This window comes from Roseburia sp. OF03-24, assembly GCF_003463035.1.
GTDB lineage: Bacteria > Bacillota > Clostridia > Lachnospirales > Lachnospiraceae > Roseburia > Roseburia rectibacter.
In genome coordinates this window covers 16,954-34,244 of sequence record NZ_QSCK01000038.1, presented here as the reverse complement: position 1 = coordinate 34,244, position 17,291 = coordinate 16,954, and the positions used below count along the sequence as shown (strand labels likewise).

Here is a 17,291-nt window from a genome sequence, read left to right as displayed (position 1 = left end):
TCAGGCTAAATATTAATGATACAGCACATTAGAATTTTAAGCATATTCTCATTCGTGCGAATATCAAAAATCCACACCTACGCCCCCGAATTTTGAGATGAACCGCCCACCCAAATGGTGTTCACAACCTGACGATTGGCATCTTGCGCAAAGCCTGAGCTGATTTTGTGACTTTGGGAGAAAATTAGAAAATCTTAGTGTGTCCGTAGGTATACAGTGATGTTCTGCCACGGATGGCAGAACAAGGCAGCATCGAGTCATGGATGGCTCGTTGAACGCCGGTCACGTCACTCCGAGAAAATCTAACTCAGACACACTTAGACTTTTCTTATTTTCGTACAACGGAACCAAAATTACTCCGGCTTTGCGCAAGACGCCACTCACAAGCCTACGAAACACCATTTGGATGGGCGACGCATGCCTCAACAAACCAGCATTTGTCAGTTTTCATTATCCTACCACACAAGCCAACCGAATACCACTTTTAATTTTCATAGAGTTCCCCATCCACAATACGCACCACTCTCTTCGCATGTTCAGCAACGCTCAGATCGTGTGTGATCATAACGATCGTATTTCCCATATCACTTAACCGCTGAAACAGTTTTAACACTTCTTTTCCGCTGTTGCGGTCTAAGGCACCGGTCGGCTCATCTGCAAGCAGAATTGCCGGCTGACCGACTAAGGCACGTGCAATCGCAACACGCTGCTGCTGACCACCGGAAAGTTCGTTTGGTTTATGATCGATACGCTCTGCAAGCCCTAACATTGCAATGGTATCCATACTTGCATCCTTTGCTTCTTTTAAATTCATCCCGCGCATTAAAAGTGGCATAACAATATTTTGAAGCACATTATAAGTTGGAATCAGATGATATTTCTGAAAAATAAATCCTATCTTCTGGTTGCGGATATTAGTCAGTTCCTTTTCCTTTGCCATCTCAATCTCAACACCGTCAAGATTATAAGTTCCCCCGTCCATAACATCCATGCAGCCGATAATGTTCATCAGGGTACTTTTACCAGAACCGGATGGTCCTAAGATAGCAAGATATTCCCCTTTTTCAACGGTCAGTGAAATGTCTTTTAACACATGCAGCGAATTAGCTCCCATTTTATAGGATTTGTTAACATTTTGCATGGTGATGATTTCAGGTAAATGCTGTGCTGCGTCCATATATGCTCCTTTCTTTGTGTGTGACTCATTATGTGTATAACCCTTTATATATGACTCTTTGTATACGGATTACATTACTGTAACATCCAGATTTCTTCAATCACATCATTGCCGCTTATGTCTGTTTCTACCAAAATCTTAAGCAGATCACCTGCGGCAAGACGTGAAAAGGTAGTTTCCGTATCTGATGCAGTATGTACGGTTACACCAACAGGAATCAGCGTTGTGACTGTCTCACCTGTCATATCTGACATGCCACCCGGTGCGTCTGACGGCATCTTGGTGCTGTCCATATCTGGTGTCACCTGCCCTGCCTGGTTACTGCTGTCCTGTTCAGTTGACGTACCACTCATATCCGCCGGTGCCTGTCTGTTTCCAGCCTGTTCCATACTGTCAGAATCCGCATTTTCTTCTGCCGCTTTCGCCACTGACTCATCCACTTCCATATAAGTTATCTCGTTCCCCTCAATCGACGAAACATACGCATAAACATACTTCTGATTATCCCCTAACGAACTTCCCTCTGCCTCTGTTCTCCTCATCCGCCACATCACACCTGCACCAATGAGAATAATCACTATTAAAATTACAACTATAACTGTTACTTTCTTCTTCATCAAATACCTTTACCCTTCTAAAGCATTTCGAAAAACCTGCAAAACTCTCTATAACGTAAACTCTTTCAAAATCTTTTTCAACCTTTACTCTGCCCCAAGTGCCTCCACCGGCACCAGTTTCGACGCCTTATATGCCGGATAGAATCCAAACAATGTTCCCGTGATGAGTGCAAACAATAATGCGATCAGAAATGCCGCCGGCATCAGTTCGACACGTACTCCAAGATATCTGGCCACCGGGGTGACAAGCAGACTTGCAATGACGCCCAGCACTCCCCCAATCAGGCTGATTGCTGCAGCTTCAGCCAAAAATTCAAACAGAATATTTTTCTGTGAACAGCCGATTGCCTTTAAAATACCGATCTCATTGGTGCGCTCTTTGACTGACACAAACAGCACATTCATAATTCCTATACCGCCGACCACAAATACGATAGCCGCCATTGCGATCAGAAGCATCGTCAGAATTTCATTCGATGCCGACGCAGCTTCCATCTTGCTTCCCGCATCCTCAAAAGTAAACTCTGCATTTGGATAGGAAGTTGCAAGTACTTCTGTGATTTCTTCCGTGACACCGGATACGTTGCTTACATCTTCTGCGATCACAGTGATCGTCGGATTCACATTTGTTCCCACTAAATATTTTACCCCTGTCGCATATGGAATAAAAATGGAATCATCCGGGCTGATGCCGGATGCCACCGTCCCCATGGAAGACAGAACTCCGTTAACCACATAAGAACGGTCGTCTATATAGATCACACTGCCATATGCATCGATCGTACTTCCAAAGATTTCTTCTGCAACAGATACACCAAGCACACAGACTTTCTCTTTATTTTCATCATCAGATTCTGTGATAAAATCCCCGACTGCAAGACTCAGATTACTGATGGATGCATAATTATCTTTTACTCCTGCGATCGAATAGGTCTGTGCCTCATCAATATCCCCGCCATCCACCGCAGATCTGGTCGTATAGGATATCGTTGCCGCCGAAATTCCGGAAACAAAGGTTTCAATATCATCCACATCATCTTCATCCAATGTGATATTTTCCTGATTCATGCGGTCTTCCATATCACTTCCACCGCCAAAGAAGCCTCCCATGCCCCCCGGCATGCCGCCTCCGTCACCACCAGGTTCGCCGCCATTTCCACCAGACGGACCACCACCAAAGGAATCACCGCCGCCGGAAAATCCTCTCGAAGAACCACCAGAGCCTCCCATGGAAGAACTGCTGTCGGATGGTGCCCCGCCACCGGATGGCATCATCATCATACCGGAACCTGATGAATCACCGGAATCCTGATTTCCACCACGATTTTTATCTCCACCGTCATAGGAAATATCGATCGCACCTGCATTTAAGTTTTTAAACTGGTCTGCCACATCCTCCTGGCCACCTTTTCCAATGGCGATCACCATCACGATCGTCGCCGCACCAACAATGATACCGATCGAAGTCATGATCGTTTTAAATTTATTCTGGGTAATATTGATCCAGACCAGTCTTAATAATTCAGATGGTTTCATTCGTTTGTCACCTGACTTTCTATCAGAACCGTTTCTCCCTCGGAAAGTCCTTCCGTGATCTCCACATTGACACCGTCAGAAAATCCGGTCGTAACTTCTTTCTTTTCAATAGTTCCATCACTGTTTTTGACTTTCACATAAGATGCAGTTCCTTCGTTGATGACCGCCTTATTTGAAACATAAACAACATTTGTTACCTGTTTTTCAATAAACGTCACATTTCCGGTCATATCGGTATAAATACCATCCACATCACCGCTTAATTTTACCGTCACATTATAAGAAACCGTGGAAGAACCGCTTGATACAGAAGTATCGATACTTTCAACTTCGCCGGAAAAAGTCTGGTCTTCGTAAGCGTTAAGGTCTATCATGACCTCATCCCCGATCGCAATACCGGAAATATCTTCCTCCGAAACGGATACTGTCATCGTCACTGCATCCGTGTCCGCAAATGTTACAATATCCGTACCTGCGGACAGATCATCTCCTGCCTCATAGCCGACTGACATGATCGTACCGTCATAATCTGAATAGATCGTGCCATCACCCACAAATTCTTCAAATTCAGCTAATGCCTCTTTTGCTTCTGTCAGTGTATCTTCCGCTGTTTCCACAGAACCATCCACACCAGTCACATCTGCAGAGTACTGGCTGTCTGCATTTTCATAGTTTAACATTGCTTCTTTATATTTTTTCTCTGCCTCAACGGATTTTGTGGTATATGCACTCTTTGCTGCTTTTAATTTGTTATATAACTTATTGTAATTCTCCTGTTCCGTTGCGAGAGATTCACTTAAATCCATGCCACCATCGATCATTTCCTGATAATAATTAAGAAGTGCCTGTGACTCATCCACTGCTTCCTGTGCTTCATCCACTGCATCCTGCAGTTCACTGATCGTTGTCTCATATTCTTCCTGCGCCACACTTCCCTCTGCCACACTTAAGTTATAAGAATAGCTGGCACTTACCTTTTCTTTCGCTGAACTAAGTGCTGCAGAGTTATAATCTGCCGAAGCCTCCGTCACAGCTTCTTTTAATTTTTTCCGATATTTTTCAATACTGTCATCTGTCAATTTCAGCAGTGCATCGCCTGCCTTTACCTGCTGTCCAACTGAAATATACACTTCCTCTACCTCTAACGCCACCGAAGAATTACCTGTTGACGTTCCTGATGCCTGCGTTCCACTTGTCTGTCCACTTCCTGAATCCGAAGATATACTTATATCCTCGTCCATATCCTGTGAGATACTTCCGATCGTCACGCTTCCGCTCTCCGTAATTCCAACTGTAAGAGTTCCATATCCCGCTGTCGTCTCTTTATAGACAGTCTCTGATTCCGCGCTGTCCGAAAACTGGTGTGCATATACACTGATCCCTCCTATCATAAGAAGGGCTGCTGCGCCTAACGAAAGAATTACTGCCACCTTTTTCTTTTTCATTCTGTTTTTTCCTCCTGTTCTCCCTGGAATATAACGGTTGCGGAAGAACCGGAACCAAGTTTTCCATCCGGATTGTCAATTGAAATAATCACCGCGTAAGTGACATTAGAAACACTTTCTCCAGTTGTTGCCGAAGATGCGATCGATGAAACAGTTCCTGTTACTGCTCCTTCCCGGTTTCCTGATATCATGACAGATACCTCTTCACCAACATGAACCTGCGCTACCTTCTCCTGTGACACTTCCACTGAGATCATGATCGTCTGTGTATCACAATACAACGCAAATGCAGTACCCGGCTGCAGCGTATTTCCTGCCTCATAAGGCACTGCTGCGATCGTTCCATCCTCATCTGCAGTAACAACACCATTTTCCAACGCAATCAGTGCAGTCTGTTCTTCTTTTAATGTATCAAGTGTATTCTGTGCAGATTCCACTGCACTTTCCAGTTCCGAAACAGTTGCCTCATACGTACTTCCCGCATATTTACCTTCCACTACAGCGGTATCATATTCATTTTTCAGTTCGGCTTTCTGTGTCTTTGCATCACGCGCGGCCTGTTCATAATCAGATTTCAGATTATCTAAACTCTCTGTCAGTTCTGTAATTTTTGTATTGGTTTCTTCTACATTTTTATTGTAAGTCTCGACTGCCGAATCAAATTCCTTCTGTGCCTGTTCGAGTTTGCTCTGCGCCGCATCTGCCGCCTGCTGTGCCGCCGTAAGTATATCAGACTGCTGCTCTCTTGCCGTGTAATCATCCACTGCCTGCTGTACAATGGAAAGCAGCGTATCTGAATCTGCTCCTGCCCCGATCTGCTCCCTGATATTTGACAAATCCGCTGATACCGCCTGACTTGTGCTGTTATCAGACTCCTGCGCCTGTGTCAGCGTATCCTGTGCCTGTGCCAACGCCGTCTCTGCCGCATCAACTGCCGCCTTTTTCTCATCAATCGCACATTCCACATAATAGTCATTGTTATCAATCTTCGTCTGATATTCAGATATCTGTTCTACTACTTCATCATATGCTTCCTTTTTTTCTTCCACTGCAGCATCTAGCGCATCTATCTGCGCCTGATAATTTTCCTCTGCAGTCTGTGCTGTTAAATCGGAATCCTGCTTCGCGCTCTCTGCGGAAAGTTGTCCACTTGCAAGATCTGCCTTTGCTGTTTTCAGCGTATTTTCAGCGTCATGAATGGCATCTTCATAATATGCCTTTGCTGATTCCATGCTTTCATCCGTCAGCTTAAAAAGGGCATCCCCTTTACTCACGGTATCTCCGGATGTGGCATATATCTCTTCTACCGTCATTGTCACTGCATTTACCGTAAATTCCGGCATCTGGCTTGTTGTACCGATCTGTGTTGTACCATCTTCCGAAAAAGAGCCGTCTGAACTCTCCTGCTGATCTGTATCCTGACCTTTCTCATTCTGCTCTGTACTGTTCGTCTGTGCTCCGGATGCTATCGCCTGATACCCGATCCCACCTGTCATCACACAAACAGCTGCAATGCCGGCGATCACACTCATCATTCTTTTTCCTTGTTTTCTCATTATCTTCCTCACTTTCCATACTCACGTGCTCCGTTTTAACGGTATAAAGATAACATCGCAATTTAAAGAACAGCTGATTGTAATGTGATGGTTATGTGAAAGAATCGTTAAATATGTGTGTCAGAAACGTATACCGCAAACTACAAAGAGCCGGAGCAGCGCATATCCGCACTGCTCCGGCTCTATCATTCTATTATTTATAATTTCAACTGTAATATTTCGCATACCACCGTCATCTCATCAGTGAATCTCTCCACCTGTCGTCTTCACATCTTCCTCATTCTCAATGATCGCCCGGATTCCATACTCTAATGCCTCCTCTATCATCTCAGCCGACATACTTGGTGTTCCTTCCGGAAGATCAAGCGTCTGCTCCGGCAGATACGGGACATGTACAAACCCGCCTCTCATATGCGGATATTCTTTGTCGATCATATAAAGGACACGATACATGATGTCATTGCAGACGAAAGTTCCCGCTGTGTAGGAAACCCGCGCCGGTATTTTGGCTTCTTTTATATACTGCACCATGCACTTTACCGGGATAGAAGCAAAGTATGCATTCTCTCCATCCTCTTTGATCGGTTCATCTGACGGCTGCTTTCCCTCATTATCCGGTATGCGTGCTTCCATCAGATTAATGGCAACTTTCTCGACTGTGATCCCGGATCTTCCACCAGCCTGTCCCACACATAGCACAGCATCCGGATGATATTTTTCCACAGCAGTCCTTATGACTTCCTCATCTTTTCCAAACACAGTCGGGATCTCCATTTTGATCACCTCTGCTCCTTCTATCCTATCCGGGAGCAGTTTTACCGCCTCGTATGCAGGATTGATCGATGCTCCGCCAAACGGATCAAACCCTGTCACTAATATTTTCATCGGAATACTCCTTTATCTCCAGTTATTTGTTCAGAAAACGATCCCACTCTTCCGTATCCCCGGAACCACTGACGCGCAGTAAAAATGTATGATCCTCCGTATCAACAGAAATGATATAACATCCTTTTTCCTGTTCAACAGAATATACTTCACAGCCCTCTAACTCTTTGAATTTATCAGCATAATTTTCCGGCAGGATCACGACATCCTCATTTTTCTTTTTTAAGTTACCGTTCGCATCGTAGACTTTATATCCTTCCTCCACAAATGCCTCAATTACCGGATCACTGATCTTTAAGACAAGCTCATTTGCACGCATCTCCCTGATATCACGGTTACAGGAATTCTCCGGCAGAATCGTCACATTATCAAATACAATCTCAAACATCCCGCTTACAGCACAGATCTGTGCGATATATGCCTCCTTAAAATTAAAGTTCCTCAGTTCATTTATTGTATGGTACTTCATGGTAATCCTCCTCATTCTGCATATATGCTTTCGTCCGAAATGCACGTCCGAAAAATCAGAGATTTTCCGGACTGACGGGCATTCGCCTTATCACATGAGAACAAAACAACAAAGTGTCTGCGAGCAGCCATTTTTTGTTTTACCCTCATGTGGCACTGCTCATTGCTTACGCACATTATACCATCTTCTATTTCGTTTTGACAATTTGAAAAAAATAACGTACAATTCTTTCGGTCAGATTTATTTATCATGATTATTTTACGGAGATGAATCTATGAAAAAAATCGCTTTTTTTGATATTGACGGAACCTTAACTTCGGAGATCGACGGTTCACTGCCTGAAAGTGTAATTCATGCAATAAGACGTGCACGCACCTTCGGTCATCTGATGTTTATCAATACTGGCCGGTGCTTTCAGAATGTAGAACCGCGTTTCAGACGGATCGGCTTTGACGGTTATGTCTGCGGATGCGGCACGAACATTTTCTGCTCCGGCACGGAAGCACTGCACGTTGCCCAGACGCACAGCATTACCATGCAGCTTTTAGAAGCAGCGCGAAAAACAAATGTGGATATCCTTTTCGAATCCAGAAAAGAAGTAGCATTCGATAAAAGCAGACCCCTTACACACCCGGATGCCATACGCCAGTATGAAGCATTCGTAAGCCGCGATTATGATATGCCGGAAAATTTAGAAAACCCGAACTTCTTCTGCGATAAATTTGTGATCTGGTATCAGACTCCCGATCAGTTAGCAGAATTTCGCAAAGTCAGTGATCCTTATTTTACCTGCATCGACCGCGGCGGTACTTTCCGCGAATTTGTCCCGACCGGCTACAGTAAGGCAACCGGCATACAGTATGTGCTCAACTATTATCATTTAGATCTTAACGCCGCCTATGCGATCGGCGACAGCAACAACGATCTGCCGATGCTCTCCTATGTACCAAACAGCGTTGCCATGGGAAATGCTTCCCCGGCTTCCCTGTTTGATCAGGTATCATTTGTAACCAAACGCGCAAGCGAAAATGGTATTGCTTACGCCTTAGAGCAGCTTGGATTTTTTGAACAATAGTATGTTTTTATGCGATATTTTGTTTCAGACAGGTCTTAATGTCATCACTGGCATTACTGATCTGCCTTAAATGGAATGTGTCTGTCAGATACTGCAGTACATTCGGGCTTAAAAATGCTGGCAATGTCGGTCCAAGATAGATATCGTGGACACCAAGACTCAAAAGTGCCAAAAGATCTGCCACCGCTTTCTGTTCATACCACGAAACGATCATGGAAAGTGGAAGACCATTGACATCCGTTTCAAATGCGTCTGCAAGTGCCGTCGCAATTTTAACTGCTGAATATACATCATTGCATTGTCCGACATCTAAAAGTCTCGGCAATCCTGCCACCTCCCCAAAGTCCAGCTTGTTAAACCTGTATTTTCCACAGGCAAGTGTTAAGATCACACAGTCTTTCGGCACCATCTGGGCAAATTCCGTATAATAATTTCTACCCGGTCTGGCACCATCGCAGCCTCCGATCAGGAAAAAGTGCCGGATCTGTCCACTCTTTACCGCTTCCACAATTTTATCTGCCTGACTTAATGTTGCAGCATGCCCAAAACCGACCAATATCTCCTGTTTTTCCTGGTCTTCTTTAAATCCTCCAAGCTCTAACGCCTGCTTTATGATCTCACTGAAATCTTTTTCCCCTTTTTCATTTTTTCCAATATGCTTTACACCTTCCCAGCCGACCACGTTTGTGCTGTAAATACGGTCTTTATAACTTTCTCTTGGACGCATCAGACAGTTTGTAGTCATCAGGATACAGCCCGGAATATTGTCAAACTGCTTCTGCTGATCCTGCCATGCACCTCCAAAATTACCAGCCAGATGCGGATACTTTTTCAACCCTTCATAGCCGTGACATGGCAGCATCTCACCATGTGTATAAATATTGATACCCTTGTCTTTTGTCTGCTCTAACAACATCTCTAAATCCTTTAGATCATGTCCAGAAACAATAATAAATGGACCTTTTTTGATCGTTACATCCACTTTGTGCGGATACGGATTCCCATAAATTTCCGTATTTGCCTCATCGAGTTTTTTCATAACCGCAAGTGCCATTTCCCCGGTACGCATTGTCATACGGATCAATTCTTCCACCGTCAGACTGTCATCTGTGGTCGCCTCAAGCCCTAACAGATAAAAATCATCCACCTCATCGCTGTAATATCCAAGTTCTCTCGCCTGATGTCCGTACGCGCTGATACCTTTTAACCCATAAATGATCGTCTGGCGCAGGGAACGGATATCCGGATCTAACGTGTTATCATACATAATTCCTGCAAGAGGTGCATCGCGCAGCATATCACTTTTACTCTCTGGCAGATCATAGGCTGCATGCGCGGTCGGATTACTGCTTTTTCCTGCCATTTCCCTGACCTGCTCTTTGATTCTCTGTGATTCACGCAATAATTCCAAATGTGCATCCACATCAAAATTCACATTTGTGAGTGTTGTAAACAGCACATTTTCAATAAAACTTACCACCGTTTTATCCATATGTGCACCGTTTTCCATCAGCACTTTTCCATAACAGCTGATCCCCTTTACCTGAAAGATCAAAAGATCCTGCAGATTTGCGATCTCCGGTGTCTTTCCACAAACGCCGAGTTTTGTGCAGCCCTTTCCATTCGCCGTCTGCTCACACTGATAACAGAACATCTCATAGTTCAAATCCATGTTATTTCCCATATTTTATCCTCATATCTTTCTAAAAAAATTCCATATCCGCAATATTTTTTACAATCTTGTCCATCTGCTCTTTTGTCTGTACACTTCTCGCTGCATCAATAACCTGTCTTTTTTCATCTTCCGTCATCATGGAAAACTGTCCTAATGCCTTCTCATTCATCGCCAGTCCAAACCCAAGTCCTACCGGTAAACCATCTTCTTTAATCATATATCCCTGTTTTCCTCCCGATTTTTTTCACAAAAAAAGTAAATGCTCCAAATATGAACATTTACTTTCTCTTTTGTATTTTTATTAAGTTTTCCCGGTTATTGCCGGTTTTATACAAGTACTCTGCTTAAAACTTCATCCTCACGCACCAGTTTCTTTGCCGCCTCCCGGTAACTCTCCTCATGCAGATAAGTGTGACGGAACGGTTTGATGGACGGTGCCATATCGATTGCCCGGATGAAATCATCACGTTTCATCTGAAGTGTCGCTGCGTAATCAAAAAATCCGGTTTCCCTAAGAACCGTCTCAACACGCACATAACGGTGATCCTGCACTTTACTCATGATATAGGTCGCAATGCCAACCTGGATTCCATGTAACTGCGGTATCTCTAATATTTTATCTAATGCATGTGAGATCAGATGCTCGCTTCCGCTCGTCGGTGCACTGCTTCCTGCGATCTCATTGGCGATCCCGCTCATGGCAAGTGAATCGACCAGCTCTTTTAAGAACAGTTCATCTTTAATGCTCTCATACGGCGTCCGCACAAAACTGTTAACCGCCTTTTTTGCGATCATCACCGCAAAATCATTTACCTCACTGTAACCACACTTTTCCTCATAGATCCAGTCATAAATAGCTGTGATCTTTGAGAGCATATCACCGATCCCGGAATAAATAAACTTCTCCGGTGCAGTCCGTATGATCTGTGTATCCACGATAATGCCATAAGCAAGCCTTGCCGGAACGGAAGTCCGCTTTCCATGGACAAGAAGTGATGCGCTTGCACTGGAAAATCCATCACTTGAACTTGAAGTCGGTACACTGATAAATGGAATATTCCGTAAAAAAGCTGCATACTTTCCGGCATCGATGACCTTTCCTCCGCCGATGGAAATGACTGCCTGTGTCTTGTTTGGCATGGCAAATGCCAGCGTTATGATATCATCAATATCTACCGTATCTAACTCACTATATTCTAAAACCCTGATCTCCTCCTGTTTCAGGGAAGCCATCACGTCTGTACCAAACAGATCGATCAGACCATTTCCAAAAAAGATGACGACCTGTTCGATTCCTTCTTTCTTTAAATAACTTCCAATCCTTGCTAAAGCACCTTTTCCTACTTTTAAAATTGACGGTATTGAAATACCTTTTCCTGCCTGCATTCTGCCTCTCCTTTTTCAATTTCCTGTATCTCTTAATTATTTTAACCAATAAATCTCAGCCCAATACGGATGCAAGTGTTTCCTTTAGCAGACTGACATTGACCGGCTTCGACAGGTGACCATTCATACCACTTGCGATTGAACGTTTTACGTCCTCGTCAAATGCATTTGCACTCATTGCAATGATCGGAAGTGTTTTTAAGTCTTCCCTGTCAATCTGCCTGATCGTGCGTGTTGCCTCTAGTCCATCCATTTCAGGCATCATAATATCCATCAGAATCAGATCATAATATCCTGGCGGTGTAGTGCGCACACCTTCCACTGCCTCTTTACCATTATATGCTTCCTCCACCTCAATGCCAAATGTTTCTAAAAGAGTACGCGCGATTTCCATATTCAGTGCGTTATCCTCCACTACAAGAACCCTTTTTCCGGTGAAATCCCTGGATAGATCAGGTGTTTTCTCTTGCAGCCGGCTCTTCTCCACTGGTTTTAACTGCAGTGTAAAATAAAATGTACTGCCTTTTCCCGGTGCACTTTGTAACTGTATCTGTGAATACATCATATGAATAAGGCGGCTGCTGATCGCAAGTCCTAAACCGGTTCCCTGTATTCTCGCATTTTCAGATGTATCTGCCTGCTCAAAGCTCTGGAAGATCAGATGCTGCTTATCTTCCGCAATGCCGATTCCATCATCGCTGACCTCAAAATAAATCTCCGATAATTCTGCTGTCTTTTGCATTTCACGAACAGTCAGTTTCACATGACCACCCATATTGGAATATTTGACAGCATTTCCAAGCAGATTCACAAGTACCTGGTTGATCCGGAGTTCATCACAGATGAACCAGTCATTCTTTAGCTCAATATTCTGTGAAAACCGGATGTTTTTCTCTGCAATCTTCGATTCAAGCAAAGGCTCAAGTCCCCGTATCATTTTAGCTAAATCTGCCTGTTCTGACACAAGCTTCATTTTTCCGCTTTCGATCTTTGACATATCTAAAATATCATTCAATAATCCAAGCAGATAATTAGAAGAATTTTTAATTTTGTTCAGACAGTCAATACGTCGTTTTTCTTCCTGTCCATCTCTCAGAGCGATCTCTGCCATACCGATAATTCCGTTCATCGGTGTGCGGATCTCATGAGACATTCGTGCCAGGAAATCTGATTTTGCTTTTGCTGCAAGATCATGACGCTGCAGATTGATCTTATTTTGGATAATAGATCCTATTTCATTTAAATTCTTCCGGTCTTCCTCATTATCCAGTATTTTTTGATCAATACCCATAAACAGGATACTTCCTGCATAAGAACCATTGTCAGCCATATGATAGAGTACTCCATCCGTCCGGTCTGCAAATTTTCCCAGTGTCGGATCCCTTAAAACTTCTTCCGTAACCGGCAGTATCTCCTGCACTTTCTTATTTTCAATAAACTGCTGGTATTCTGAACCGGAACAACGACTGACTCCATCCCAGTTCTGAAAGTTTTCTGTATCTTTCCAGTTATATAACAGGCTGTTTACCAGATATTCCCTGTTAAAACTTGCAATGACAAGATTTGCAAGATTATATTTTTCTTTTAACTTCAATGAAAGAATATCAAGTATGACTGCAAGTTCTCCTTCTCTGTCACACAGATTGATCGCTATAGAGGAAAGGTTCATCTGTTTTAACCTGCCAACGGAAGCGATCTCCCGGAATGTGGCATCTGCCTGCATACTTTTTTCATTCTCCGAAAGTTCCTGATAAATCATAATGTCATAACGACTATGCTTTGCAGCTGCTAATGCCTTTCCTGCCTGCTGTTTACTGTCTTCTTCCCGATCATCTGCCATTACACGCGTAATACCGCATTTTAAATTCAATGTAAGCAATTTCTCATCTGTCAGTGCCGTAAAATCCTGCCGGACCTTTTCAATCATTGCTTTTACCTGTGATGTCTGCACATCAGGGAGCCATAGCAGCATCTGATCTGCACCTGCTCTTATATAGATGACATTTTTGAAATTCTGCTTACCACATTCTGTTACGAGCTCTCCGGCAAGCTGTTCTAATAAAATATCTCCAAAAATCAGTCCATACTGCTCATTCACTTTCGTGAAATGACAGATATCAATAATAGCAGTAACACCTTCCGGGCATTTTTCACGCGCTGTTCTCATTGCTTCCAGACCATATTCCAGACGGTAAAATAATGTGACCGGATCTAAAAGCTGTTTCTTTCTCTGTTCTTCTTCAAGAAGTTTTCTCTTTTGTATGTTGTGAATACAGCCAACTACACGCTCTGACTCTCCTGCTTCGTCCAGCATAACACTTCCGGACAGATTTACCCAGGTATAATCGTCTCCCGCCCTGTAACGCATCCGAAAATCAATATTGAGCTCATTTTTTGCATTGAGAACATGATACACAACACGTTCCCTGTCCTCCGGATAAATATATCCGTTATCTACCCACTCCGGATGTTTCACACAATCCCAGATACCATCAAAATTACCGCTGTTTACAACTTCTAATATTTTTTCTTTCTTACGATACGTGAAAAATATATCCTGTGAACTCTCAACTGCGATCCGGTATCTTTCTTTTTCTTCCAGAAGCTGTGTTTCCGTCTGCATCTGTTCATCGGTCAGATTTTCGATCACTCCATGTAATTCGTCAATTTCAAGAATATTTGAATTTTTAAAATCACGAATCCCGGTAACTCCGCCACGTACACTTTCCATCAGACGGTATACCGGCTTTGTAACATAACGGATCAGACAGTATACTAAAACTGCTGCAAACAGTGCACCGCTTATGATTGCCGTGATCATTTTAATATAGACTTTTCTTCCGATCCCATAAATAGAATCTTCTGTGACAAATCCACACAATACCCAGTCAGCATCATCATACGGCACATTATTACTGTAAAGTGATAACGGCTTTGTTACCACATAAATATCCTGTTTTCCCATCTGTGCCCCGGTGATTTTGCACAATTCATCTCCTGCATCTGCCTTAAATTCCAATGCATGATTATCTCTATATACAATATCATACAAAGCGCCTTTTCCAACAACACTCTCATATTTTCCTTCTGCATTCTGGATCATAAGCGCATATCCGGCATTTAAATCACCATCCAGATCCCTGACAGAGAAATAATTCGAAAGATAGTTAAGACTGATCTCTACTCCTACCACCCCATAAACCGTTCCTTCATATAACAGCGGTACTGAATAAGTGATCATCTGATGGCTGTCCATATAATGATCTTCCAAAATAAATGTCTTTGCCCAGTATCCTAAATCCCTCATATTCACTTTGGTATTCCGGACTGCCTGCATATAAGGCCTGTAAAAAAAATTATCCGCATCACGGTTTCCATTTCCTGTAAAATGAAAATCTGTACTCCATGCACTGTCTAAAGAAATGGACAGATTATGGGACAACCTTTTATTTCCACGCTCCAATAAAAGGTCTGCATTGGACTCCGTTTTTGCCTGCGGATCAGAATCCCTCACAAAAAAGCCTCTGTATTCTGCTTCCTCATTCATGGGACTGTCATTTGCAAGAATCAGGAAAATACCGGAAGTCATATTATATTGAAGTTCATCTACCATGTCAGGAAATACTATTTCTAAATACTGTTCCTGAATCTCTTTTGATTTCAGAAACTGCCCGACATCCGCATGATTATCATCAAGTACCTGTGACAGATCACTGTTTAATTCATCACTTTTCTTATAAACAGAGCGCCACTTCTCCACCATATCATTTTCAAGAACCACCTGTCTGTTCTCTACAATATGGTTTACAACACGTATATTATTCTCCTCCAGATTCGACTTTATCCCGCTGAAAACCAATGTAAGGAACGGCACGATCCCCTCAATCAGAACAATTCCCAGAATCGGTATCAAAAATATTTTTAATAAAGTCTTTTTCTTTTTCCCCATGCAATCCTTACCTGTCCGTCTCATTTGCTCAGTTTATTTCCACACTATTCTGCTGCAGCAGAAAGAGAACTGCAAAAATCATTGTACCAGTTTTCAAATGCCTCATCTGAAAGATATGATTCTAATACTTCATCCCTTGAGGTTCCCTCTGCAATAGCTGCATCGATTGCAGTTTTATCCTCAACTGCCTTATCAGACAAATTATAGTCTAAGATTTTTCTCGCATCATACCCCTTTCTGAAACTTTTCGGTGTATAAAATTTCTTCTGATCAAAATTCTCTAAGATGTATTTCAGACAATCATAAGACTTTTCATTGATCTCTATATTATTATCTTTGATAACCTTATCTAATGTTTCAACTTTATTTGCCTCTTTTAAAACCGGAAGATATGAAGAATCACAGCCAAAACGGAGATTCTGCTCTTTCTCTGTAATCCATTTTAAAAATACACAGGATGCATATTCATGTGCATCATCTGACTTTGTAACAGCCATTCCTGCCCCCTGCTGCACCATATAATTTTCTCCATCCTGCATGATCGGCGCATCCTGAATAATGTAATCGATCGGATAACTCTCCTCTCCATTTTCTACATTATCCGGGAAATATACTGCCGAAGATGTAGCTCCGGTATATGCAAGAATATCTCCTGTTTTCACGTCATCTGAACGAAATTTTCCGTAAGATTCAAAATATCCCTTCACATATGGCACATAATAATCATCCCACAGACGACGCATGGATTCTTTATCTGTATTTAATGTTACCTCTCCATTTTTTACTTCAAAGATTTCTTTTCCCATCTGTTTCATTCCGATAATGAAATAATTAGACATGGAATCCCTGCCGTAAAATGCCTTTCCATCATCCGGAATATCCGGTGTCTTTGCATCTGTCCATTCATAATAGTGCTCAGCTACATCAACGACTCCTTCAATCGTCTTTAATTCATCCAATGAAGATCCTGTCTCTGCTGCAAACGGCTCCCAGTCCGTTTTATTGATCATCATGATTTCTGTTGATTTTGCAACCGGCAAAAGATACAGTGCACCATCGTCCTGAAAATATCCTTCTTCAATATAAGAGTCCACATAAGAAGATAATTCATCTTCACTGAAATACTGTGTCAGATCAACTAATTTACCCTCCTGCTGTGCATAATACGCCGTATCAGCATAGGATGAAAAAATATCCGGCAGATCATCTGCCCCCACTTCTCCTTTGATCGCACTCTGAACCGCCTGTTCTAAATCATAAACAGAACCCTGGCTGTATTCTTCCACATAAATTCCTTTTTCTTTTCCTACCGTTGCATTAAATTCTTCCACAAGCGTATCAAAAGTAGCCTGCTGTGCTCCGTTGTAATAATGCCAGACCGTAAGTGATACCGGATTGTCCGGATCTAACTTTACCTTTGCAGTCCCACTATTCTGCGACGTTCCACATCCTGCAAAAAACGGCATGGACAATGTGATCATCAGTACTGCAACGCTCCATCTTTTCATAACTTTCCTCTTT

The 17,291-nt window shown here is 42.8% G+C and carries 13 protein-coding genes; 1 reads left to right on the top strand and 12 read right to left on the bottom strand.

What is annotated here, in order from left to right; all coding sequences use genetic code 11:
* Positions 1 to 484: 484 nt before the first annotated feature.
* The 7 genes from DXA60_RS16290 to DXA60_RS16260 form a co-directional block, all read right to left on the bottom strand.
* Positions 485 to 1,177 carry an ABC transporter ATP-binding protein gene (locus tag DXA60_RS16290; protein ID WP_117922374.1) on the bottom strand — a complete coding sequence of 231 codons (693 nt, stop codon included), beginning with the start codon at positions 1,175 to 1,177 and terminating at the stop codon, positions 485 to 487.
* Positions 1,178 to 1,251: 74 nt separating this feature from the next.
* Entirely contained in the window at positions 1,252 to 1,794 is a 543-nt protein-coding gene (locus DXA60_RS16285; protein ID WP_117922373.1) for a hypothetical protein, read from the bottom strand.
* 84 nt (positions 1,795 to 1,878) lie between these two features.
* Positions 1,879 to 3,330, bottom strand: a complete 1,452-nt coding sequence (locus tag DXA60_RS16280) for an ABC transporter permease (RefSeq protein ID WP_117922372.1) — start codon at positions 3,328 to 3,330, stop codon at positions 1,879 to 1,881.
* Entirely contained in the window at positions 3,327 to 4,775 is a 1,449-nt protein-coding gene (locus DXA60_RS16275) for an efflux RND transporter periplasmic adaptor subunit (protein WP_117922371.1), read from the bottom strand. Before DXA60_RS16275 ends, DXA60_RS16280 begins: the two co-directional genes overlap by 4 nt.
* Entirely contained in the window at positions 4,772 to 6,331 is a 1,560-nt protein-coding gene (locus tag DXA60_RS16270; RefSeq protein ID WP_117922370.1) for an HlyD family efflux transporter periplasmic adaptor subunit, read from the bottom strand. Before DXA60_RS16270 ends, DXA60_RS16275 begins: the two co-directional genes overlap by 4 nt.
* 240 nt (positions 6,332 to 6,571) lie before the next feature.
* On the bottom strand, positions 6,572 to 7,216 hold the full coding sequence (gene pcp, locus DXA60_RS16265; protein WP_117922369.1) for a pyroglutamyl-peptidase I: 645 nt from the start codon (positions 7,214 to 7,216) through the stop codon (positions 6,572 to 6,574).
* Between the two features lie 22 nt (positions 7,217 to 7,238).
* A complete protein-coding gene (locus tag DXA60_RS16260) occupies positions 7,239 to 7,685 on the bottom strand; it encodes a subtilin biosynthesis sensor protein SpaK (RefSeq protein ID WP_117922368.1) in 447 nt (148 codons plus the stop codon).
* Positions 7,686 to 7,959: 274 nt separating this feature from the next.
* On the opposite strand from DXA60_RS16260, the gene DXA60_RS16250 reads away from it, so the two are divergent.
* Positions 7,960 to 8,760 (top strand): HAD-IIB family hydrolase, encoded by an 801-nt coding sequence (locus DXA60_RS16250; protein WP_117922367.1) that lies wholly within the window; start codon positions 7,960 to 7,962, stop codon positions 8,758 to 8,760.
* Positions 8,761 to 8,767: 7 nt separating this feature from the next.
* On the opposite strand, the gene hcp is transcribed toward DXA60_RS16250, so the two are convergent.
* The 5 genes from hcp to DXA60_RS16225 all read right to left on the bottom strand — a co-directional run bounded on the left by hcp (position 8,768) and on the right by DXA60_RS16225 (position 17,278).
* Complete coding sequence (hcp, locus tag DXA60_RS16245) at positions 8,768 to 10,444, bottom strand: hydroxylamine reductase (RefSeq protein ID WP_117922366.1); 1,677 nt, start codon at positions 10,442 to 10,444, stop codon at positions 8,768 to 8,770.
* Positions 10,445 to 10,463: 19 nt separating this feature from the next.
* Positions 10,464 to 10,652 carry a hypothetical protein gene (locus DXA60_RS16240; RefSeq protein ID WP_117922365.1) on the bottom strand — a complete coding sequence of 63 codons (189 nt, stop codon included), beginning with the start codon at positions 10,650 to 10,652 and terminating at the stop codon, positions 10,464 to 10,466.
* 110 nt (positions 10,653 to 10,762) lie between these two features.
* Positions 10,763 to 11,821 carry an iron-containing alcohol dehydrogenase family protein gene (locus DXA60_RS16235; RefSeq protein WP_117922364.1) on the bottom strand — a complete coding sequence of 353 codons (1,059 nt, stop codon included), beginning with the start codon at positions 11,819 to 11,821 and terminating at the stop codon, positions 10,763 to 10,765.
* A 55-nt stretch (positions 11,822 to 11,876) separates the two neighbouring features.
* Positions 11,877 to 15,770, bottom strand: a complete 3,894-nt coding sequence (locus DXA60_RS16230; protein WP_117922363.1) for a response regulator — start codon at positions 15,768 to 15,770, stop codon at positions 11,877 to 11,879.
* Positions 15,771 to 15,814: 44 nt separating this feature from the next.
* A complete protein-coding gene (locus DXA60_RS16225) occupies positions 15,815 to 17,278 on the bottom strand; it encodes an extracellular solute-binding protein (RefSeq protein ID WP_117922375.1) in 1,464 nt (487 codons plus the stop codon).
* Positions 17,279 to 17,291: the final 13 nt, after the last annotated feature.